We start from the raw sequence: 22001 nt of genomic DNA, 5'->3' as shown, positions 1-22001 counted from the left end.
CCAGCAGATCGGCGAATGAACCACCCGTCGCCGCGGGAAAGGCAGGCAGCAGACTGCGCTGAATGCGGACTGCGCGTTTCAGCTCAACAGTAATTCTGTGCAATGAGCAGTCGGTTCGGCGCCTGTCCCGTCGCCATCCGCATCTCGCGCACGAAGTGCGATTGGTCGTAGTAACCCGCGTCCATCGCCACCTCGGTGAGCGTGACGCCGGCGCTGTAGGCCAGCACGGCGGAGCGCAGCCTCACCGCTCGGGCAAAGCGTTTCGGGCTGATGCCCACGCCGGAGGTGAAGCGGCGCTCCAGCGTATCCACGCTGAGGCCCAGCCCCTCGGCCAACTCGGCGATGCGCACCTGGGAGGGAGCGGCGCGGATGCGGTTCACCGCTTCCACCACCGCGGCATCGGGCCTGCGCATGAGCAGCAGCCGCGGCGCAAGGTGGTCTTCGAGGCACGTGGCGCGCTCCGCGTCGCCGACGACTTGCCCGATGGACTGGGCCAGCGCCCGCAACTCCGTCTCCGGCCACAGGGTTGCGAGATCGACGGTGCGCTCCACCAAGCTTGCGGCGTCCACGCCCAGCAAGGGCGCGGCCGCGGGATGGAGGTGCGCGAGTACCAGCGTGCTTTCAGGCTCCGTGCGCACGATGCGCGAGCCGCAGTGAACGCCGGTAAGCGTGTAGCGCGGCAGCGACCGCCATTCGCCGTCGCACCACACCTGCGCGCCGCCAGTGATGCGCAGGCCCAGGCTCAAGCGGCTTTCGGCCACCAGCGTGCGGGTGACAGCTCCTTGCGCGGTGCGCATCACCGCCAGGCCGTCGATCCACGCGGAGGTCTTCGCGCGTGGGGAGAAGGCGGTCAATTGCATCGCTGCGGAATATATCCAATCGAGCCGAGCGCCGCCCGGGCACCCTGCAGGCATTGCGACAACCCAACCCGAAAGCACACCATGCCGCTCTTCGCTTTCCTCTACCGTGCCACTCGCCCGCTCACCGAAACCGAACTCGCCGAACGTAGTCGGGTCGTGCCTGCCTGGACTCTTGCACAGCGCGAAGCTGGCCGCGTGGTCGCCGTTTCGGTGTTCGGGGACGAGGCAAGGCTTCTGAGGGCCGACGATTCTCTGGCCGATGCCGCCATCCCCTTGCTGGCCGGTTGCACGCTGGTCAACGCCCGCGACATGGACGACGCCCTGGCACTCGCGCGGCAGTTCCCTGGCCGGGCCTTCGGCACCGAGGTGGAGGTGCGGGCGGTGAAGACCTTCGTGGCGCCGCGCGTCGAAGAGGGGGCCACCGCTGCCTAGGGCGACGCTGGACAAGCCGTCGCATTGCCAGCTGCGCTGCGCGCGTTGCCGAAATTGGAGTTCGACCTCACCGAAATACGCAGGTTCGGAACCCAAGGACATGGAAGGCGATCGAAGCTTTCGACGTTGAATCGCCGATCTGTACTCTGACAAAACAAATGCGGACTAATGTTCATTTGGAATCCCGTTCATGGTGGCTATCGTGCCTTCACTGCAACCCACCCGATGGATCCCGCCATGAACACCGTCCTCATCACCGGCTGCTCTTCCGGCTACGGCCTGGAGACCGCCCGCCATTTCCACGCCAAGGGCTGGAACGTCATTGCCACCATGCGCACGCCCCGCGAAGACCTGCTGCCTGAGTCGGACCGTATGCGCGTCATGGCGCTGGACGTCACCGATCCCGACAGCGTCGCTGCGGCCATCGAGGCTGCCGGCCCCATCGACGTGCTCGTCAACAACGCTGGCATCGGCGTCGTTGGCGCATTCGAGGCCACGCCGATGGCGACCGCCCGCGAGGTCTTCGAGACCAACACCTTCGGGGTCATGGCGATGATGCAAGCGGTGGTGCCGCAGCTTCGCGAGCGCCGCTCGGGGGTCATCATCAACGTGACCTCGAGCACCACGCTGGCCTCCTTCCCGCTGGCTGGCGTGTACACGGCCAGCAAGACCGCGGTGGACGGCCTGAGCGGCTCTGTCGCTCACGAACTTGCCGCCTTCGGCGTGCGCGTGAAGCTGGTCGAGCCTGGCTACGGCCCCGGCACGCGCTTCGCTGAGAACGGCGGCGCACGCATGCAAGGCCTGATTCCCGAAAGCTACCGCCCCTTCGCTGATCCGATCTTCGCGGCCTTCGCCAACCCAGGCCCCACCACGTCGGCAGCCGATGTGGCCGAAGTGGTGTGGCAAGCGGCGCATGACACCTCCGATCGCTTGCACTTTGCCGCAGGGCCGGATGCCGTGGCGCTCGCCCAAGCCAAGGCCGCCTGAGCAGACGCGGTCCGCCGCCGCGGCGGGCTGCAGCGGGGGCCTCGCCGCGGGGCCCCGCATCCCGGCTCTACATTTACGCCACCGTGTTGCGACCACTGTTCCATGACGGCATCCGACGAACGACGCCAGGCGAGTGACCCGCTGACCGAGGTCGTGCAACTGCTGCAGCCGCGCGCCGTTTTTGCCAACCTCATCAGTGGCAAAGGAGACTACGCGGTCCGCTACTCCGAGTATGGTCAGCCCAGCTTCTGCATCATGTTGAAGGGCAACTGCAGGCTCGCGGTGGACGGCCACGAGGCGGTCACGCTGAACGCCGGCGACTTCGTGCTGCTGCCGTCGACGCCGGCATTCACCATCTCCAGCTTCACAGCCGCATCGCTCCCCGTCCACATCGACCCGAAGGTCATGCCCGCAGGGACTGGAGAGCGCCGGTATGGCGCACCCGGTGGGGAGCCTGAAATGCTCTCGCTCGGCGGCGCCTTCCTCTTCGAATGTGCCGATCCCAAGCTACTCGTTTCCCTCCTCCCTGGCGTCGTGCATGTCCAGGACTCGACCCGTCTCGCGCAGCTGGTGCGGATGGTCGGCGAGGAGTACATGGCGCAGAGGCCCGGCAGCGAGTTCATGCTGTCACGCCTGGTGGGAATGATGCTCGTCGAGGCGATGCGCTCGACCACCGCGGGCAGCGCGCCACCTGGGCTGCTGCGCGGTCTTGGGGATGACCGGCTCGCCGTGGCGTTGCAGTTGATGCATTCGCGTGTAGATCACCCCTGGACGGTCGGGGAGCTGGCCAGCGCAGCCGCGTTGTCCCGGTCCGCGTTCTTCGAGCGCTTCAACCGCACGATTGGCGTGACGCCGATGGAGTACCTCGTTGCCTGGCGGATGGAGGTTGCCAAGCAGTTGCTGAGGCAGGAGATGGCGATCGCGGATGTAGCCGAGCGCGTGGGCTATGCCTCGACCAGCACCTTCAGCACATCATTCAGCCGCCACGTCGGCAAGTCTCCGCGGCAATTCGTGCGCGACGTCCTCGCGTAACCTGACGTGACCAGCGCTAGGCCGCACCGGCCTGCGGTTGCGCCGATACCCGCGAGAACGCGACACGATTTCGACCGCTGCGCTTGGCCTCGTACAGCATCTCATCGGCCTTGGACAGGCAGGCGGACGCTGGCACCGCGGAGGCCGCCACCCAGGCGACGCCGATGCTCGTCGAGACCGGGAGCTGCGTGCCGTTGTCGGTGACCTGCAGTTGCTCCACGCAGGCCCGGAGCCGTTCGGCGATCGCCTGGGCCGCCGCCTCGGACACGTCGGGCGCGAAGACCACGAACTCCTCGCCCCCGGTGCGGGCGAGCAGATCGGACTCCCGCAACTGGGCCTTCACACAGTTTGCGAAAGCAACGAGCACCGTGTCGCCGGCGCCGTGGCCGAACTGGTCGTTGATGAGCTTGAATCGGTCGAGATCGAGTTGAAGGATCGCGCTGTTGGCGCGGAGTTGCCTTGGCAGGCGCGAGGTCAGCCAGCGACGATTGCCGACGCCGGTCAAGGGGTCGGTCTCCGCGAGCCGGGCCAGGCGCACCTCCGCGCGCTCCTTGGAGATCGTGGCCACCATCAGCGCGATGCCGAAATGGCAGAACATCTGGATGAAGAACGCCAATGCGAATCCCGCGCTGGCGGCCGTGCCGGTGACGATGAATGTCAACCGGATCCCGTAGACGATGCCGCTGAGCGCCAACAGCGCGGCGAGGATACGGCTCGACGGCAGGGCCTCGACACGGTAGTTGCGGAACATCGCGTACGCGCTGTTCGCGAGCGACAGCACCGCGGCGGCGTGAAAGGCGCCGGCCCGGCTCGAGTTGTCCAGCGGGAAGCCAGTGACCAAGCCGGCGACGAAGCAGACCAGCACCGGCGCAACGAGCCACCATGCGGGCATGCCGCGCCGGCCGCTCATGGCCCGGATGCCGACGTAGAACAGGGCATAGCCGGCCAGGCCCAGCAACAGGCTGCCGTGCGTCCAGAAGGCGGCGGGCAGCGCCGCCTCTTCGCCTTTCCAGGCCAGGACCGCGCCGACTGCCAGCATCAGGTAGGCCCATGCCAGAGCCATCAGCCCATCAGGTCGACAGGAGCTGCGACGCACATGGGCAATGGCGAGCGCTCCGGCCAGGAGGGTCGTGTCGTAGAAGAGCAGGACGGTGGGCAGGTCGAGACGAGTGAACATTTGAGTGGCAAGGCCCATCGGCGAGCGCCCAGTATGCGGGGAGCGGGCGGCACTTGTCGGCCGAAGCGACCGGATCGCGCGATTCTCGGTTCACGAGGTGGAGGATCGTCTGATGGCCGCCAGGGTGGCGTCACGACAGCGCTACCAGCCTGGCTGGGAAGCCATCGAGGATAGGACCGTCTGCCTGGGTGCGCCGGCGCGCGTGGACTCGCTCACCATCGTGTCGCTCGGAGCGGTCCGCGCCAACTTCGTCCGCATTCGACTGTTCAATCACTTGCAGACGCCCTCGCGCCAGGCGCGTGACCCCGGCTTCACCGTCAACAGATTCTTGCCGCCTCGCGCATCGATCAGGAAGCAGAACTTGGCGATGTAGCCCTGCGTCGAATCGTCCGGGTCCGAGGAGCGGCCGTTGAGATAGACCTCGTACACATGGCCCGTCTTCAACTCGACGGGACGCGTGGCGTCGGCGCCGACCGGAGCGATTCCATACACGATGCAGTTCGCGAGCGTCGTCGGCGTGCGCGCCGGATCGATGCTCGCCTCCCACACGTTGGCCACGGGCTTCAACGACTCATCGGACACCATCACCGCGTGCACGCGCAGGCCCGGTGCCCGCGCCACTTCCTTGGCGCTCAATGCGAAGCACGGCCTGCCGTCCTTGCGAAGCACCAGGGCCTCACCCATCCGCGACATGGCTCCGGCGAGGCCCGGCGCAGCCCACACGGCCGCAGCCATCACGAAAGCGGAGAACGCGCGCCGGCTCATGCGGAAGGCGCTCAATGGCTCAAGCACCATCAGCGGCAAACTCCTTCGTCCCACGCGCGTGAGCCGCGCTCCACCGGCATCACGCGCTGCACACCCGCTGCGTCCGCAACGAGGCAGAACTTCGCCGCATAGCCCTGCGTGGAATCGGAAGGGTCCGTCGAGCGCCCGTTGAGATACACGTCATAGACCTTGCCGGGTGCCAGAGGCTTGGCGGTCTGGACGATCGTGGCCCCGTCGGGCACTCGCCCATAGGCGACGCAGCTCGCGGGGGAAATCGGCTGCGGCCGCGCGGGATCGAAGATGACCGACCAGACCGGTCCCGCCGGATTCGACGAATCGTCGGAGATCACCACGGCCTTCAGGCGGATCGAATCGCTTCTCGCCCCTTCCTTGGCGGTGAGCGTGAAACACGGCTGCCCGTCCTGCAAGCGCACCTCCGCCGACCCCATGCGGGAATTGGCGCATGCCGCGCCGAGTCCGGCGCACAAGCCCGCCAAGAGCAGGGATCTAAGGCAGGTTCGCAGTGTCGGAAGGATTCTTGAGGAAGGCATCCAGGACCTCTTCGAAAAGTGGGAGGCTGTTCATGTATTGCGTCTGGACCATCTGGGCAGGCGCATTCATGAACTTCAGCATGAAGTAATCAGCGAGCAGGTCGCCCTGCGCTTCCATGTTGTAGTCGCCGAGCGTCTTGCCGGATTTCAACTCGTACTCGTAGCTCAGGCCGATGCGGATGGCGCCCCGCAGACGCACCCAGTAGCCGAGCTGGTGTTGCCACACGTGAACCATCTCATGCATGAACCAGCGTCTGTCCTCGAGCCGCTTCGCTAGAGAGAAGTCCTCCAGGAAATACGCCGGATTGAAGTAGATCTCCCCATTGGGTGTCATCGCCGTGTCGTCCGGCTGCAGTCCGAAAGGCAGGTATTCGCCGTTGTGGACGCGGACCTCGCCGTAGTCCAGCGAGTCCTTGAACAGCTGCCGCGCCATCGCGATCTCCCCGGTCGTCAACGGCCGGGCTTCGCCCTTGGGCGTCTGCACGGGCACCGACGGCTTGCCCGGCGCGAACGGCCGCCGCTCCTGCGGCACGTCAGGCGCGTCCAGCGTCCAGTCCTCGCTCGACGGCGTGTCCAGGCCGACAGGGCCAGGGCGTGGCGTGGGACTCAGCAGCGATGTGCCCGCGTCAGACCGCGTCTGGCGCGTATCCATCCCGAGCGGCCCGGGAATCAAGGCGTGAGCCATGGGAACCCTCCATCAACGAGAGCGGCGGGCAGCGCCCGCCTTCCATCTCCATGCCATCCTGCCCGCTCGCCCGGACCGGCGCAAATGACTCTCGGCCAATTGCGGCCTTCGCTGGGCCTCCCCCCGCGAGGGAGTTCTTGCGCAAGGACCCTTGCCCCAGCGCTGCTGCCCTTCGAAACGCCCCCTCTCCCCCACCCTCTCCCCCTGTGGGGGCGAGGGAGTTGGCAAGCAGCAGCGCTTGACACGGTTGCTCTCCCGCAAGCGGGCGAGGGAGTTCATGCGGGATGTAGGGCGCGGTGTTGGCATGAACTCCCTCGCCCCCTCGGGGGGAGAGGGCAGGGGAGAGGGGGCTGTCTTCACGCCCCCCGCCAATGCGGTAACGTCCCGCGAACCCGTCACATCGCCCCGCCTCTCATGAAGCCGCAGATTCCGAGACCCGGACAGCCGCCCGCCCAGGGCGTCGAGGCCTTCCTCGAAGCGGGTGCCGCGCGGCAGCGGCAAGGCGATCTCGCCGGCGCGATGGAGACGTTCTACGAGGCCACGCAGCGCTTCCCGGACGACTGGCGCCCCTATCTGCGGCTCGGCGGGCTGATGGCGCTGCGGCACGACTGGCAGGCGGCCGCCTCCTGCTTCTCGATCGCCGTCCAGCTGAATCCCGGGCAGGCCGACCTCCACGTCAACCACGCCACCGCGCTGCGCGAGGCGGGCCAGTTCGACGAGGCCGTCAGCGCCTTCGAACGCGCGCTGGCGCTGAACGCCGCCCATGGCATGGCGTTTCTCGGTCTTGGCCTCACCTACCGGTTGCTCGGCGCCGCGGACGCCGCGCTGGTCGCCTTCGGCTGCGCGGACGATGCCCTGCCCGGCGATGCGCGCCCACTGCTGGAACGCATCCGCACCCTCATCGACGCCGGACGGACGAACGAAGCCTGGATCGGCCTCCAGGACCTCGCGGCCCGCTTCCACGACAGCCCCGACCTCCACAACCAGCGCGGCCTGCTGCTCAAGGAGATCGGCCGCGCCGACGACGCCTTCGCCGCCTTCAACGCGGCCGTCGCGCTCGACGCGCGGCATGTCGACGCGCTGAACAACCGCGGCAACCTGCTGCTGCTGAACCACCGCTTCTCCGAGGCCCTTGCCGACTTCGACCGCGTGCTGGCGATCGCCCCCGGTCTCGACTGGCTGCCCGGCACGCGCCAGTACACCGCGATGCATCTCTTCGATTGGAGCGGCTTCGAGGCGCGCATGGATGCGCTCGTGGCGGATGTCGAGCGCGGCCGGCGCGTGATGCAGCCGCTCGTGCTGCAGACCTTGCGCGACGCCCCCGCCGCCCAGCAGGCCGCCGCGCGCGCCTGGATGGACAGCCTCGGCGCGCGCGACGCGCTGGAACGGCTCCCATCGCGACAGACGTCGACGCTCAAGCTCGCGTATGTCTCGAAGGACTTCAAGTCCCATCCGGTCTCGTACCTGATCGCGGAGGTCATCGAGCTGCACGATCGCGAGCGCTTCGAGATCATCGCGATCAACCTCGGCGCGGCGAAGGAGGACCCGATGCAGCACCGCTTGCGCGCGTCCTTCGACGCCTTCCACGACGTCGAACACCTGCGCGACGACCAGATCGTCGCGCTGTGCCGCAGCCTGGAGATCGATGTCGCCATCGACCTCACCGGCTTCACGCAGGGCGCGCGCAGCGGCCTCTTCGCGGCGCGGCTGGCGCCGATCCAGCTGCTCTACCTCGGCACGCTGGGCACCTCCGGCTCGACGGCCTACGACTACCTCGTCGTCGACGACACGCTGGTCACCGCCGAATCCCGCCCCTTCTTCGACGAGCACCTGCTCTCGCTGCCCTGGTACCAGGCGAACGACCGCCGGCGCCCGCGCCCCGCCACCGGTCTCTCGCGCACCGACGCCGGCCTGCCCGCGGAGGCCTTCGTGTTCTGCTGCTTCAACAACCCTTGCAAGATCCTCCCGGATCAGTTCTCGCGATGGGCGGAGATCCTGCGAGCCGCGCCGGACTCGGTCCTGTGGGTGCTGGAGGAAGACGCCAAGGCCGCGGCCAATCTGCGCGCCCATGCCGAGGCCCTGGGCATCGCCGCGTCGCGGATCGTGTTCTCGCCGCGATGCTCGCGCGAGCAGTACCTGGAGCGTCTCTCGCTCGCCGATCTGTTCCTGGACACGCTGCCCTACAACGCCGGCACCACCGCCAGCGACGCGCTCTGGATGGGCCTGCCGGTCCTCACGCTGCCAGGGCGGAGCATCGCCGGCCGCGTCGCGGGAAGCGTGCTCACAGCGCTCGGCGTCGACGCCCTGATCACTCGCGATGCCGGCGACTACGTGGCGAAGGCCATCGCCATGGCGACCGATGTGGAACTCCATCGCCGCATCCGGCGCGACGTCGCCAGCGCGGTGGCGACGGGGAAGCTCTTCGATGCGCCGGCCTTCACGCGCCACCTCGAAGCGGGTCTCGAACTCGTGCACCGCCGCCGTCTCGACGGCCTGGCCGACACCGACCTGCGCGTGCGCTGACGATCAGGAGTCGCGATCCTCGAGCGCGTCGCACAGCGCCTCGAGCCCCGCGCGCACCGTCTGCGCGCGCACCGAATGCCGGTCGCCCGTGAACAGTTCCTTCCACACCCGCACTCGCTGCCGGCCGTGCAGCAGCGCCAGCCACACGGTGCCCACCGGCTTGGACTCGGTGCCGCCGCCGGGACCGGCCACGCCGGTCACCGCGATCGCCCAGTCCACCGGCGCGTGCGCCAGCAGCCCGCGCGCCATCTGCTCGGCCACCTCGCCGCTGACCGCGCCATGCAGCCCGATCAGCGCCGCCGGCACGCCCAGCAACTCGGTCTTGGCCTGGTCGCTGTAGCTCACCACGCCGCGCTCGAACCATTGACTCGAGCCGGCCAGGCTGGTGCATGCCGCCGCGATCAGCCCGCCGGTGCAGGACTCCGCGGTGCCCATGCGTTCCTTGCGCTGGATCAGCGCCAGGGCGATGCGTTCGATCAGTTCGGACTCGTCGGGAAACAGCATGGGGATCTCCTCGTCGATGGATCTGGGGACCGGAATGGCCGCCGGCCGGCGCTCAGTGCAGCAGGGCCCGCGCGCCGGCCAGCACCACGAGCGTACATCCGGCGGCGACCAGGTCGTCGAACAGGATGCCCAGGCCTTGCCACGCCGTCACGGGCTGGCCCGGCTCGATCTTGAACAGCCCGTCGGCCCAGCGCACCGGCCCCGGCTTGGCCGCGTCGAAGTAGCGGAACACGCCGAACGCCGCCAGCTGCCACCAGAAGCCCGCCGGCATCAGCAGCCACAGCACGATCCAGATCGCGACGATCTCGTCCCACACCACCGCGCCCGGATCGCAGGTGCGCAGATGGCGAGCCGTGACCGTCGAGGCCCACCAGCCCAGCGGCAGGCTGGCGGCGATCACCAGCGCCCATTGCAGCGGCGTCAGCCAGATGTTGAGCACCGCGAACGCGGCCCAGCCCCACAGCGTGCCCACCGTGCCCGGCGCGCGCGGCGACAGCCCGCTGCCGAAACCCATCGCGATCCAGTGGGCCGGATGCCGCGCCATGAAACCGAAGGTCGGACGCACCGCGCTCATGATTTGAAATGGTCGAAGCCCTGCAGCGATCCCTGCAGCGGACGCCCCGCGCCGTCGACGACGCGCAGCCCGGGCGCCTCCTCGATGCGGCCGACGCGGCAGACCGGCGTGCCGGAGTCACGGCCCGCCTGCAGCACGCGCTCGCGCGCCGAGGCGGGCGCGGTGAAGACGAGCTCGTAATCGTCGCCGCCGGTGAGCAGGCACAGCTGCTGCACGTCCTCGGGCATCGCGCCCAGCACGGCCGAGCGCGGCAGCTCCGCCAGCCGCAGCGTCGCGCCGACGTTCGATCGCTTGAGCACATGGCCCAGGTCGCCCGCCAGCCCGTCGGAGACATCGATCGCGCTGCTCGCGATGCCGCGCAGCGCGCGGCCCAGCGCGACGCGCGGCTCTGGCAGTTCCATGCGCCGGCGCGCCTCCTCGAACGGCGCCGCGCCCAGCGACAGCGTGCCGCGGAAGACCTCCAGCGCCAGCCGCGCGTCGCCCAGCGTGCCGCTGACCCAGACGTCGTCGTCCACGCGCGCGCCCGAGCGCAGCAGCGCCTGGCCATGCGGGACCTCGCCCATCGCGGTGATGTTGATGTTGAGCGGCCCGGCCGTCGTGTCGCCGCCGGCGAGCACGATGTGATGCGCGTCGGCCAGCTCGAACAGCCCCTGCGCGAAGCCGGCCAGGAAGTCCGCGTCCACGCGCGGCAGCGCCAGCGACAGGAAGAAGGCCCGCGGCGCGGCGCCGCAGGCGGCGAGGTCGCTGAGGTTCACCGCCAGCGCCTTGTGGCCGAGCCGTCGCGGCGAGACCGTCGACAGGAAGTGCCGGCCCTCGACCAGCATGTCCGCCGTCACCAGCCATTGATGGCCCGCCGACGGCGTCAGCACCGCGCAGTCGTCGCCGATGCCTAGCGCCACCGCGCCACCCTCGGTCAGGCCGGCGCGCGCCGCGCGGCCGAAGAAGCGGTCGATCAGGTCGAACTCGCCCAGCGGCCGTCCGTCCCCGCTCCCGCGCGATTCAGAAGATTCACCCATGGGCGGCATTGTCGCCGCGCAGCAGGTTGGAGAGCTCGACCGCGGACTTGACGTCCATCTTCTCGAACACCCGCGCGCGGTGCACCTCCACCGTGCGCACGCTGATGTTGAGCTGGTCCGCGATCAGCTTGTTCGGCAGGCCCTGCACGACCAGCTGCATCACCTCGCGCTCGCGCTCGGTGAGCTCGCCGACGCGGTGCCCGAGCGCCGCCTTCGAGTCGCGCGCCTCGATCGCCTCGGCGCTGCGCGCCAGCGCCTGTTCGACGCGGTCCACCAGCGCGTTGTCGGAGAACGGCTTCTCGACGAAGTCGTAGGCGCCCTGCTTCACCGCCGCGACCGCCGTGGGCACGTCGCCATGGCCGGTCAGGAAGATCACCGGCAGCGTCTGCAGCAGGCCGCGCTCGATGAGCCGCTCGAACAGCGCCAGCCCGCTCATGCCGGGCATGCGCACGTCCAGCAGCAGGCAGCTCGGCGCCGACGGCCAGTCCCGTCCGCTGCGCGGCAGCGCGTCCAGCATCGACTCGAAGGACTCGGCGCTGCCGAAGCCCTCCGACAGCAGCCGCCGCGAGCGCAGCAGCCAGGCGAGCGCGTCGCGCACCACGTCCTCGTCGTCGACGAGGTAGACCATCGGCAGGGACTGCGGCTTCATGAGGAGGACTCTCCGGATCCAATGACGGGGAAGCGATCGGCTCCGGGGTTCATCGCGGCGCCGGGCGCATCCTCGCACGGCAGGCTGAAGCGGAACTCGGTGCCGGTCGGCGACGCGGGCGCGACGCGGCTGTCGAAGTCCATCGCGCCGCCGTGCTGCTCCACCACCGTGCGGCACAGGCTCAGGCCCAGACCCATGCCCTCGGTGCGCGTCGTGAAGAAGGGCGTGAAGAGCTGTCGCGCGACCTCGGCCGGAATGCCGGGCCCGCGGTCGATCACCGCGAAGCTCAGCCACTTGGGCTGCAGCCGCCGCACCCGCAGCACCAGCGCGCGGTCGGCCAGCGGCGTCGGGCCGTCCATCGCCTGGATCGCGTTGCGGGTCAGGTTCAGCAGCACCTGCTCGACCATCGTGCGGTCGCAGCGCACGCGCGGCAGGCCCGGGGGCACGTCCATCTCGATGCGCGCGCCGCTCTTGCGCGCCTGCAGCCGCACCAGCGGCAGCACCGCGTCCAGCAGCTGCTCGACATTGACCCACTCGCGCGCCGCCTCGCGCCGGCGCACGAAGTCGTGCACGCTCTTGATCACGCGGCCCGCGCGCTCGGCCTGCTCGGCGATCCGCGTCACGGCCTGGCGCACCATCGCCGGCGTCTGCGGGTCGTCGGCCTCGCGCACCATCAGGTTGATCGACGCGGTCGCGTAGCTCGCGATCGCCGCCAGCGGCTGGTTCAGTTCGTGACTCAGCAGCGAGGCCATCTCGCCCACCGTCGCCAGGCGCGCGGTCGCCTGCAGCCGGTCCGACTGCTGGCGCGACAGCTCCTCGACCTTGCGCTGCGCGCTCAGGTCCAGCACCGCGCTCATCCAGCCGGTCTGCTGGCCCTCGGCGTTGAGCAGCGGCGCCTCGTAGATCATCACCGGGAAGCGCTCGCCGGTGCTGCGCACGAACACGGTCTCGAAGCCCTCGCGCGGCGGCAGGCCCGCTTCCCATCGGGCTTCCCGGTCATGGTGGCGGCGCCAGTACTCGTCGACGAACTCCGGCGGCCAGTACGGCGGCGAATGCGGCGGACGGCCCGTGCCGACGACCTCCTCGGCCGGATAGCCCACCATCGCGCAGAACGCCGGGTTCACGTAGCTGATGTTGCCGTCCAGGTCGCGCGCGCGCAGCCCGGTGATCAGCGAGTTCTCCATCGCCTGGCGGAAGGCCAGCGCCTCGGCCAGCGCATGTTCGGCCTGCGCGCGCTTGCGCGTGTCGCGCGCCAGCACGATGACCAGCGCGAACAGCGCCAGCGACAGCCCGATCACCAGCGCGGTCGCCAGGTTGGGGATCAGCTGCGGCCGGCCGGTCGCGTTGTCCACGCGCAGCTGCAGGCTCAGCCCGGGCAGGTCGAGCAGCCGCTCGGTCAGGTAGAAACCGCTGCCGCGCGTCAGGCCCGTGCGCGCCAGGCGCGTGCCGTCGCCCTCGACGAAGGACAGCTCGAAGCGCCGCGCCTGCTCCTGCGACACCGATTCCTCCAGCAGCGGCCGCAGGCCCATCGTCGCCACGACGTAGGAGCGCGGCTCGCCCGCGCGCACCCGCGGCAGGCACAGGTCGGCGACCTCCAGGCCGTCGCCGCCGGGCCCCGGCACGAAGTACGAGCGCGAGAACAGCGGCGTGCCCTGGCGCAGCGCGGCGATGCAGGCGAGCTCGGTCTCGATCTGCAACTGCCCGCGCGACAGCGTCGAGAACAGCGGCGGCGCGTAGGGCGTGTCGACGGCGCGCCGCACCTGGCGCTCGGCGTCGCGCAGCTCGATGCGCAGCAGCACCCGCGTCTGGCGCAGCAGCGCCGCGGCATTGCCGCGCCACTCGTCGTCCTGGGCCCACATCAGGCCCTGCAGGCCCTGCAGGTCGCGGCCGATCAGCTGCTTGGCGCGCGCGGTGACCTCGGTGGCCGCCAGGTCGGAGGCCTCCTGCGCGCGGGCGGCCTCGTGGCTCAGCGTCAGCGACAGCAGCAGCGATTGCGCGACCAGCAGCAGTCCGACCAGCGTCCCCCACAGCAGCGCGCGCCGCCGGCGCCGCGGCCGCGCGCGCGGCGCCAGGGAAGGAGTGGAGGCGGTGAGCATGGGGCAGGCAGTATGGCGCCCCGCGAAGGCTGGCCGATGCGCAGTTTCGCGTATGCCCCCGCGGCGCGGCCGACATGCAGCATACGCATAGTCCGCACTGTCGCCGCCGGGTCGGACTCCTACAATCGCCGACCCGGCCCGCGACGGCGGACCGGTTTCAACCAGAAGAGCCCCTCATGCCGACGTCCGAAGAAAAACGCGCCCAGCTGCGCCAGGCCGCTCTCGAATATCACGAGTTTCCGACCCCGGGCAAGATCGCGATCGCCGCGACCAAGCAGCTGATCAACCAGCGCGACCTGGCGCTGGCCTACTCGCCGGGCGTGGCCGCCGCGTGCGAGGAAATCGTGGCCGATCCGGCCAACGCCTTCCGCTACACCTCACGCGGCAACCTGGTGGCCGTGATCTCCAACGGCACCGCCGTGCTCGGCCTGGGCGACATCGGCCCGCTGGCCTCCAAGCCGGTCATGGAGGGCAAGGGCGTCCTGTTCAAGAAGTTCGCCGGCATCGACGTCTTCGACCTCGAGATCGACGAGAAGCGCGACCTGGACAAGCTGGTCGACGTGATCGCCGCGCTGGAGCCCACCTTCGGCGGCATCAACCTCGAGGACATCAAGGCGCCGGACTGCTTCTACGTCGAGCGCGAGCTGCGCAAGCGGATGAAGATCCCCGTCTTCCACGACGACCAGCACGGCACCGCCATCGTCGTGGCCGCCGGCCTGCTCAACGGCCTGAAGGTCGCGGGCAAGGACATCGGCTCGGTGAAGCTGGTGACCTCGGGCGCCGGCGCCGCCGCCCTCGCCTGCCTGAACCTGCTGGTCAAGCTCGGCCTGCCGCGCGAGAACATCTGGGTGACCGACCTGGCCGGCGTCGTCTACGAAGGCCGCGCCGAACTGATGGACCCGGACAAGGCCGTCTACGCGCAGAAGACCGAGCTGCGCAGCCTGCGCGAGGTCATCGCCGGCGCGGACGTGTTCCTCGGCCTGTCGGCCGGCGGCGTGCTCAAGCAGGACATGGTCGCGTCGATGGCGGCCAGGCCCATCATCTTCGCGCTGGCCAATCCGAATCCGGAGATCCAGCCCGAGGACGTGCACGCGATCCGCGACGACGCGCTGATGGCCACCGGCCGCACGGACTATCCGAACCAGGTCAACAACGTCCTGTGCTTCCCGTACATCTTCCGCGGGGCCCTGGACTGCGGCGCCACGACGATCAACGACGAGATGGAGATCGCCGCCGTCCACGCGATCGCCGAGCTGGCGCAGGCCGAGCAGAGCGAGGTCGTCGCCGCCGCCTATGCGGGCGCCAACCTGAGCTTCGGCCCCGAGTACCTGATCCCCAAGCCCTTCGACCCGCGCCTGATGATGAAGATCGCCCCGGCGGTCGCGAAGGCGGCGGAGGCCTCCGGCGTGGCGCTGCGTCCGATCCAGGACATGCCGGCCTACCTGGAGAAGCTGCAGAGCTTCGTCTACGCCTCCGGCACGACGATGAAGCCGATCTTCCAGATCGCCAAGAGGGCGCAGCACAAGCGCGTCGCCTACGCGGAAGGCGAGGAGGAGCGCGTGCTGCGCGCGGTGCAGGTGGTCGTCGACGAGGGCCTCGCCCGCCCGACGCTGATCGGCCGCCCGCAGGTGATCGCCCAGCGCTGCGAGCGCTTCGGCCTGCGCCTGCAGGAAGGCCGCGACTACGACGTGGTGAACACCGAGTTCGACCACCGCTATCGCGACTACTGGCAGACCTACCTGCAGATGACCGAGCGCAAGGGCGTCACGCAGCAGCTCGCCAAGATCGAGATGCGCCGCCGCCTGACGCTGATCGGCGCGATGATGCTGCACAAGGGTGAGGTCGACGGGATGCTCTGCGGCACCTGGAGCAACACCGCGATGCACCTGCAGTACATCGATCAGGTCATCGGCAAGCGCGCCGGCGTCAAGAACTTCGCCTGCATGAACGGCCTGATCCTGCCGGGCCGCCAGGTCATGCTGGTCGACACCCACGTCAACTACGACCCCACCGCCGAGCAGATCGCCGAGATCACGATGATGGCGGCCGAGGAGATGATGCGCTTCGGCCTGCGCCCGAAGGCGGCGCTGCTGTCGCACAGCAATTTCGGCTCGAGCAACCAGCCCTCCGCCATCAAGATGCGCGAGGCGCTGCGCCTGCTCGGCGAGATCGCGCCCTGGCTGGAAGTCGACGGCGAGATGCACGGCGATGCCGCGCTCGATCCGAAGTACCGCGGCGAGCTGGTGTCCAACAGCCCGCTGACCGGCGAGGCCAACCTGCTGGTCATGCCCAACATCGACGCCGCGAACATCGCCTACAACCTGCTGAAGACCGCCGCCGGCGGCGGCATCGCGATCGGGCCGGTGCTGCTCGGCGCGGCCAAGCCGGTGCATGTGCTGACCCCGTCGGCCACTGTCCGCCGCATCGTGAACATGACCGCGCTGACGGTCGCGGACGCCAACGCGGCACGCTGATCGGGAGGGGCGGCCGCCCCTTCCGCGGCCGCTCCGCCCGCCTTTCCGGGTCATCCGATCGCCGCTAATCCCGACCCCGGACACGGCCTATATAAAAAGTTTGTAGCGGCTCACCAGCTGATTTCGGCTGGATGACTGCTCGAATTCGCTAGTCCTCCAGTGAATGTAGGCACGTGCTAACAATGCCGCTTTTTAGGGCATTGTGGCAGACCCCGGCTTGAGCATTCGAGGCCGTTTCTGTACCATCTTGGTTTCAGAGTTCAGGGTTAACCCTCGCTGGCAGCCCTCCCCCACCGACGATCGCAGGCCCCCAGCGGGTACTGTCCGGTGCCGCGGCCTCACCCACCCTGAGCTCGGATACCCCATCTAGGAGGAACGCGACAATGCTTTTGCAGACAGTCCGTCCCAACATCGTGCAGGCGATCAGAGCCTACCGGGTCGAGGACTTGATGCAGGCCGCGCAGGACGCCGGCCAACATTTCCTGTACGCCAACCTGGTGTCCGCGGACACGAAACAGGACGTGCTCGAATTGATCGCCAGCAGCTTCCTGTTCCCGGCGCACTTCGGCAAGAACATGGATGCGCTGTACGACTGCATGACCAATCTGGTCCACAAGTCGGGCGCGCAACCGGGCTTCGTCGTGGTGCTGGACCAGTTGCCTGACCATGCGAAGTTCGACCGCGAGGCGCGCGAGCAGTTGCTCGACGTGTTCCGCGAGGCGGCCGACTTCTGGGCCGAGCGCAAGGTCTCATTCCGGTGTTTTTATTCTTTTCAGTAGCCCGCTCCCAAGAATCAGGGTCATGGGAGCGGGCGACTGAGGTGGCCCCCGAAGCGAAACCGGTGCTCAAGAGCACCAAGACCAATCCGAACCCCAACTTCGGCATGAACATGCCGATGATGTGCAGCGCGTTCGACACGTCGATGTGGCTGAGCGCCGCTTGACCGATCGTTCCCGATCGTTGATCGCCTGAACCCCGGGTTCTCTTCAGAAGGCCTTCCGGCGACGGAAGGCCTTTTGCTTTGGGTCTTCGCAAATGCCGGAGCCGAATATCAGAGCGATTGCGCCAGCGCGACGAACTCCGCCACCGGCACTTCCTCGGCGCGGCGCTGCAGGTCGAATTCGCCCTGGAAGCCACGCGCCTCGAGCCACTTGCCCAGCGAATGCCGCAGCAACTTGCGGCGCTGCGAGAACGCGGAGGCGACCAGCTCGCTCAGCAGCGCCTCGTCGATCCTGGCCGGCGCCGACAGCGGCACCATCCGCACGATCGCCGAGTCGACCCGCGGCGGCGGATCGAAGGCCTGCGGCGGCACGTCGAAGAGCCCTTCGACGTCATAGCGCCACTGCAGCATGACACTGAGGCGGCCGTAGTCCTTGCTGCCCGGGCTGGCGGCCATGCGGTCGACGACCTCCTTCTGCAGCATGAAGGTCTGGTCGACGACATGGTCGACCACGCCCAGCAGGTGGAAGAGGATGGGCGACGAGATGTTGTACGGCAGGTTGCCGACGACCTTCAGCTTGCGGCCGCGCTCGGCGGCCAGCGCCGCGAAGTCGACCTTCAGGACGTCGGATTCGATGACCGTGACATCGCCGCGCTTGCGCATGCGGGCGGCCAGGTCGCGGTCCAGCTCGATGACCGTCAGCGGCCGGCTCGAGACCGGCAGCCGCTGCAGCAGCGGCAGCGTCATCGCGCCCAGGCCCGGGCCGATCTCGACCATGGCCTGATCCTCGCCCGGACCGATCGCGTCGATGATCGCGTCGATGACGGCCTTGTCGGTCAGGAAGTGCTGGCCGAAGCGCTTGCGCGCGACATGTCCCATGAACTCAGTCCCGGCCGCTCAGTCCAGCCACTCGCGCGTCTCGATGAAGGCGCGCGCGCGCAGTTCCTTCATCCAGTCGTTGTAGGCCTCTTCGTACTTGCGCTCGCGCAGCGCGTTGCGGGCCTGCTCGCGCAACTGCTTGTTGTCGAGCACCACGTCGCGGCGCTCCAGCACCTGGATCAGGTGGATGCCGAAGCGCGACGGCACCGGATCCGAAATGCCCATCAGCGGCAGCGCGTCCATCGCCTGCTCGAATTCGGGCACGAAGCCGCCCGGCGAGACCCAGCCCAGGTCGCCGCCCTCCTGCGCGCTGCCGTCTTCGGAGTTGGCGCGGGCCAGCATCTCGAAGGTGGCGCGCTTGGCCTCGATCGCGCGCTTGAACTCGACCAGCCGGCGGGTCGCCTGTTCCGGGCTCAATTGCTCGGACGGACGCAGCAGGATGTGGCGCGCATGGGTCTGCACGACCACGTTGATCGACGCCTTGCCGCTCTGGCGCTCGATCAGCTTCAGCACGTGGAAACCGGCCTCCGAGCGCAGCAGCTCCGGGCGGGTCTCGCCGTCCTTCAGGTTCTTGACGGCCTCGACGAACACGTCGGGCAGCTTGTCCGCGCCGCGCAGGCCGATCTCGCCGCCGCGCGCCTTGTTCGCGTCTTCCGACACCTCGCGGGCCACCTTGCCGAAGTCCTCGCCGCCCTGGATGCGCGCGAGCGCCGCTTCGGCGCGCGCCTTGCGCTCGGCCACGACGATCGGGCCGGCGCCTTCGGGCACCGGCACCAGGATCTGCGCGACGTTCAGTTGCAGGCTGCCCTGCTTCAGCGCGGCCTGGCGATCGTCCAGGTACTTGTCGACGTCGCCGTCGGTGACGCGGATGCGGCCCTGCACCTCGCGCTCGCGCACGCGCTCGCTCAGCATCTGGTCGCGCAGGTTCTCGCGGAAACGCTTGAAGTCGATGCCTTCGGCCGACAGCCGCTGGCGCAGTTCGGCCATCGACAGCTTGTTCTGCGTGGCCACGTTCGCGACGACGCGGTCCAGTTCCGGCTCGTCGACGCGGGGGCCGTTCTCGCGGGCGTAGGTCACGATCGCGCGCTCGTCGATCAGGCTGTCCAGCGCCTGCTTGTGCAGTTGCTCGTCGGTGACGGTCTGGCCGCGCTGGCGGGCCTCGTCACGCATGCGCGCGGTGCGCTGGATCACTTCCGACGCCGCCACGATGTCGCTGTTGACGATCGCCGCGATGTAGTCGCCAGGCTTGAGCTGGCGCTGTTCGACGGGGGGGCGGGCGGGCGCGGCCGCGGCGGGCTTCGCCGCCGCGGTGGCCGCAGCCGCCGCGGGCTGGGTCTGCGCCGAGGATGCCGTGCCGGCCAGGGCGGCGGTCAGGAACAGGAGCGTGGCCGCCACAGGCTTGAGATGTCGCATCGAACGCAGTTCAGTCATAAGTGCCAAAGGCCGAGCGCTCGGAGCTCAGCGAACGGTAACCCGGAATATTGTCTCTCAACACTTTCAGGGCATTGGAGCCGAGCGGCGACAGGCCGACCAGCTCCAGTTGCAGGATCAGGCGCGTGTTCGTTTCCGCGCGGCCGGTGGCCTGCCGTTCCGCGCCCACGCGCAGGATCCAGCAGCCGGAGTCGTACTCGGCGCCGATCACCGAATCGGTGAAGCGCTTGTCGCGCATGCTGTACTGCAGGCGGCCCGCGCCGTACCAGGCGCCGGCGCAGCCCGGCCCGCCGGCGACCGCCTTGCGGTCCGGCCCGAACAGCGGCCACTGCCAGGCGAGCTCCACCTGCTCGCTCTGGCCCCGCGCCAGGCGGTACGAGGCGCTGACGGTGCGGAACGGCCCCGGCGAGTAGCGCAGCCGCAGCACGGTCCGCTCGACCTTGCCGTCGGCGGAATTGAGCTGCAGCGTGCTGTCGGTCCACCAGGCCTGGTTCAGGTGCGCCGAGGCCAGCAGCACGACGTCCGAGAGCCGGTGCGTCTGCGGCGTGCCATCGGGCGTGATGCGCTGGTTGCGGAACAGGTAGCGCTGGACCATGCCCAGGCGCAGCTGCTCCTCGCCGCGTTCGTCCTCGATCCAGCGCGTGGTGGCGCCGAAGGCCACCATGTTGGCGTCGTTGACGCGGTCCACGCCGGAGAACTGGTTCTCGGCGAACACCGAATCGAAGTTGTAGTCGCGCGGCGCGGCGTCGAAGTTGGGGATCTCGCTCTGGTCGCGGAACGGCGTGTTCACGTACAGCAGGCGAGGCTCCAGCGTCTGGCGCATGTTCTGGCCGAACAGCGAGGTGTTGCGCTCCAGGATCCAGCCGTGGTCGATGCTGAAAGTCGGGATCGTGCGGTTGATCGAACGCCGGCCGGTCGTGTCCAGCGGCCGGTCGACGTTGTAGCTGGCCGCGTTCAGCGACAACTTGGGAATCAGCCACCAGGCCGCGCCGCTGAAGGGCAGGCTCACATGGCCCAGCAGGTGCAGGCGCTCGCCGGTCTGCAGCTGCGTGTCCAGCGCGCCGCCGGGCAGGTCGAAGCGGTTGTATTCGAGCTCGAGGCCGCCTTCCAGGCGCGCGCTGCGGCCCGTGGGCAGATAGCCGGCCAGCACCGACTCGTCGGCGCCGGTCTGCAGCCGCATGCCGATCTGCGGCGAGCGCTGGTACGGCGAGGCGAAGCGGTCCTGCGCGTCCGCGACCTGCAGCGGCTGCCACTTCTGCACCCGCGCGTAGGTCTGCATCTCGCCCCAGTTGAAGCTGAAGTCGCGCTGCGTGCGCAGGTCCGTCGACAGCAGCCGCGGCGTCTGCGACAGCATGCGGCTGCGCAGGTCCTTCCAGTAGTCGTCGTCGGAGACGCGCTCGGTGTGGACGTTGTAGGTCCAGTTGGGCGTGATGTCGCCGTCGCCGTTCAGGCGCAGGTCCCAGCGCGAGCGGCCGGTGACGCGGTCGTGCGGCAGCAGCGCGTAGTCGATCTGGCCGCGGTGGCCGGGCTCGAGGTAGCGGAACTGGCTGTCCACGCCCGGGCCGCGGCGCGTCATCACGAAGGGCGTGATCGTCGCGTCGCGGTTGGGCGCGATGCTCCAGTAGAAGGGCTGGCCGTACTCGAAGCCGCTGCGGTTGTCGATGTTGACGTTGGGCGGCAGCAGGCCGGTCTTGGGCTGGTCGCCGAGCGGGAAGCTCAGCGACGGCGCCGCCAGGATCGGCACGCCGAGGAAGCGCACCACCGCGTTGGTGGCCACGCCCTCGCCGGTGTCGAAGTCCAGCTTCAGGCTGCTGGTGACCAGCTCCCAATCGCGCTTGCGCTCGCCCTCTTCCGACACCGGGCAGGTCGAGTAGGTCGCCTCGTCGGCGCGCATGCGCTGGTCGCCGAGGAAGTACAGCGCCTTGGCGCTGCCGCTGCCCCCGGTCGAGGCGAAGAAATAGGTCGGGCTGTCGAGCTGGCCTTCAAACTTGTCGACGTACAGCTCCAGCTTCGGGCCGCGCAGCACGGCGCCGTTCTGGCTGAGTTCGACCTCGCCCTCGGCGGTGGCCAGGTCCTGCGGATAGTCGTAGCGCAGCGTCTTGGACTTGAGCAGCATGCCGCCGTAGCGCAGCTGGACGTCGCCCTCGGCGGTGGAGGTCTGGTCGAGCTCGCTGGTGATGCGGTCGGCGCTCAGCGCCATCGCCGGACGGACGTCCTTGCGCTTGGCCTGGTGCAGTTGCTTGACGGCCTTGAGCACCAGCGGCTGGCCGGCGGACTCCTGGGCCTGCGCCGTCAGCGCGGGCAGCGCCACCGCCAATGCGGCGGCCAGGGAGATCGGACGGGGACGGGGAACCGAAGGGCGCATCAGGCGGGCAGCGTCTTGCAGAGGTCAGGCGGCCGCGCGTCGGTCGCGCCGCGCTGCCCGG

General features: G+C 69.1%; 19 protein-coding genes. 6 read left to right on the top strand and 13 right to left on the bottom strand.

The genetic code is table 11. From position 1 onward, the window contains the following. Positions 1 to 83: 83 nt before the first annotated feature. Positions 84 to 860 (bottom strand): AraC family transcriptional regulator, encoded by a 777-nt coding sequence (locus ACEN96_RS03555; protein ID WP_495586673.1) that lies wholly within the window; start codon positions 858 to 860, stop codon positions 84 to 86. A gap of 81 nt (positions 861 to 941) precedes the next feature. On the opposite strand from ACEN96_RS03555, the gene ACEN96_RS03550 reads away from it, so the two are divergent. The 3 genes from ACEN96_RS03550 (at position 942) to ACEN96_RS03540 (ending at position 3311) form a co-directional block, all read left to right on the top strand. Then, complete coding sequence (locus ACEN96_RS03550) at positions 942 to 1292, top strand: YciI family protein (protein WP_495586672.1); 351 nt, start codon at positions 942 to 944, stop codon at positions 1290 to 1292. Positions 1293 to 1529: 237 nt separating this feature from the next. Continuing rightward, positions 1530 to 2279 carry an SDR family oxidoreductase gene (locus ACEN96_RS03545; RefSeq protein ID WP_495586671.1) on the top strand — a complete coding sequence of 250 codons (750 nt, stop codon included), beginning with the start codon at positions 1530 to 1532 and terminating at the stop codon, positions 2277 to 2279. 102 nt (positions 2280 to 2381) lie between these two features. Beyond that, entirely contained in the window at positions 2382 to 3311 is a 930-nt protein-coding gene (locus ACEN96_RS03540) for an AraC family transcriptional regulator (protein WP_495586670.1), read from the top strand. A gap of 16 nt (positions 3312 to 3327) precedes the next feature. On the opposite strand, the gene ACEN96_RS03535 is transcribed toward ACEN96_RS03540, so the two are convergent. The 4 genes from ACEN96_RS03535 to ACEN96_RS03520 all read right to left on the bottom strand — a co-directional run bounded on the left by ACEN96_RS03535 (position 3328) and on the right by ACEN96_RS03520 (position 6489). Further along, positions 3328 to 4488 (bottom strand): GGDEF domain-containing protein, encoded by a 1161-nt coding sequence (locus tag ACEN96_RS03535; protein WP_495586669.1) that lies wholly within the window; start codon positions 4486 to 4488, stop codon positions 3328 to 3330. Positions 4489 to 4758: 270 nt separating this feature from the next. Continuing rightward, positions 4759 to 5283: a hypothetical protein gene (locus tag ACEN96_RS03530; RefSeq protein WP_495586668.1), complete on the bottom strand. Its 525-nt coding sequence runs from the start codon at positions 5281 to 5283 to the stop codon at positions 4759 to 4761. Beyond that, complete coding sequence (locus ACEN96_RS03525) at positions 5283 to 5681, bottom strand: hypothetical protein (protein WP_495586667.1); 399 nt, start codon at positions 5679 to 5681, stop codon at positions 5283 to 5285. The genes ACEN96_RS03530 and ACEN96_RS03525 overlap by 1 nt, the downstream gene beginning before the upstream one ends. 79 nt (positions 5682 to 5760) lie before the next feature. Then, positions 5761 to 6489 carry a Rhs element Vgr protein gene (locus ACEN96_RS03520; protein ID WP_495586666.1) on the bottom strand — a complete coding sequence of 243 codons (729 nt, stop codon included), beginning with the start codon at positions 6487 to 6489 and terminating at the stop codon, positions 5761 to 5763. Between the two features lie 414 nt (positions 6490 to 6903). On the opposite strand from ACEN96_RS03520, the gene ACEN96_RS03515 reads away from it, so the two are divergent. Continuing rightward, a complete protein-coding gene (locus tag ACEN96_RS03515) occupies positions 6904 to 9012 on the top strand; it encodes an O-linked N-acetylglucosamine transferase, SPINDLY family protein (RefSeq protein ID WP_495586665.1) in 2109 nt (702 codons plus the stop codon). Positions 9013 to 9015: 3 nt separating this feature from the next. Here the strand turns inward: ACEN96_RS03515 and ACEN96_RS03510 are convergent, their stop codons facing one another. Genes ACEN96_RS03510 through ACEN96_RS03490 form a run of 5 tightly spaced genes read right to left on the bottom strand, consistent with a single transcriptional unit; the run spans position 9016 to position 13851 of the window. Next, entirely contained in the window at positions 9016 to 9516 is a 501-nt protein-coding gene (locus ACEN96_RS03510) for a CinA family protein (protein WP_495586664.1), read from the bottom strand. A gap of 52 nt (positions 9517 to 9568) precedes the next feature. Further along, positions 9569 to 10090 (bottom strand): phosphatidylglycerophosphatase A family protein, encoded by a 522-nt coding sequence (locus ACEN96_RS03505; protein WP_495586663.1) that lies wholly within the window; start codon positions 10088 to 10090, stop codon positions 9569 to 9571. Next, positions 10087 to 11061 carry a thiamine-phosphate kinase gene (gene thiL, locus ACEN96_RS03500; protein WP_495588539.1) on the bottom strand — a complete coding sequence of 325 codons (975 nt, stop codon included), beginning with the start codon at positions 11059 to 11061 and terminating at the stop codon, positions 10087 to 10089. The genes ACEN96_RS03505 and thiL overlap by 4 nt, the downstream gene beginning before the upstream one ends. 37 nt (positions 11062 to 11098) lie before the next feature. Beyond that, positions 11099 to 11755, bottom strand: a complete 657-nt coding sequence (locus tag ACEN96_RS03495; protein WP_343638163.1) for a response regulator transcription factor — start codon at positions 11753 to 11755, stop codon at positions 11099 to 11101. Further along, complete coding sequence (locus ACEN96_RS03490) at positions 11752 to 13851, bottom strand: two-component system sensor histidine kinase NtrB (RefSeq protein ID WP_495586662.1); 2100 nt, start codon at positions 13849 to 13851, stop codon at positions 11752 to 11754. The genes ACEN96_RS03495 and ACEN96_RS03490 overlap by 4 nt, the downstream gene beginning before the upstream one ends. A gap of 176 nt (positions 13852 to 14027) precedes the next feature. On the opposite strand from ACEN96_RS03490, the gene ACEN96_RS03485 reads away from it, so the two are divergent. Both ACEN96_RS03485 and ACEN96_RS03480 read left to right on the top strand, forming a co-directional pair. Then, positions 14028 to 16325 carry an NADP-dependent malic enzyme gene (locus ACEN96_RS03485; protein ID WP_495586661.1) on the top strand — a complete coding sequence of 766 codons (2298 nt, stop codon included), beginning with the start codon at positions 14028 to 14030 and terminating at the stop codon, positions 16323 to 16325. Positions 16326 to 16672: 347 nt separating this feature from the next. Next, positions 16673 to 17104 carry a barstar family protein gene (locus ACEN96_RS03480; RefSeq protein WP_343638221.1) on the top strand — a complete coding sequence of 144 codons (432 nt, stop codon included), beginning with the start codon at positions 16673 to 16675 and terminating at the stop codon, positions 17102 to 17104. A 272-nt stretch (positions 17105 to 17376) separates the two neighbouring features. Here the strand turns inward: ACEN96_RS03480 and rsmA are convergent, their stop codons facing one another. From rsmA to ACEN96_RS03465, 3 genes are read right to left on the bottom strand one after another with little or no spacing between them, the layout of a single operon-like run. Continuing rightward, entirely contained in the window at positions 17377 to 18144 is a 768-nt protein-coding gene (rsmA, locus tag ACEN96_RS03475; RefSeq protein ID WP_495586660.1) for a 16S rRNA (adenine(1518)-N(6)/adenine(1519)-N(6))-dimethyltransferase RsmA, read from the bottom strand. A gap of 18 nt (positions 18145 to 18162) precedes the next feature. Then, positions 18163 to 19557 carry a peptidylprolyl isomerase gene (locus ACEN96_RS03470; RefSeq protein ID WP_495586659.1) on the bottom strand — a complete coding sequence of 465 codons (1395 nt, stop codon included), beginning with the start codon at positions 19555 to 19557 and terminating at the stop codon, positions 18163 to 18165. 10 nt (positions 19558 to 19567) lie between these two features. Beyond that, complete coding sequence (locus tag ACEN96_RS03465; protein WP_495586658.1) at positions 19568 to 21940, bottom strand: LPS-assembly protein LptD; 2373 nt, start codon at positions 21938 to 21940, stop codon at positions 19568 to 19570. Positions 21941 to 22001 lie beyond the last annotated feature (61 nt).

Source organism: Roseateles sp. Mitsp63 (assembly GCF_059491535.1).
The sequence above is the reverse complement of the archived record's forward strand: the minus strand, read 5'-3'. Positions and strand labels throughout refer to the sequence as shown.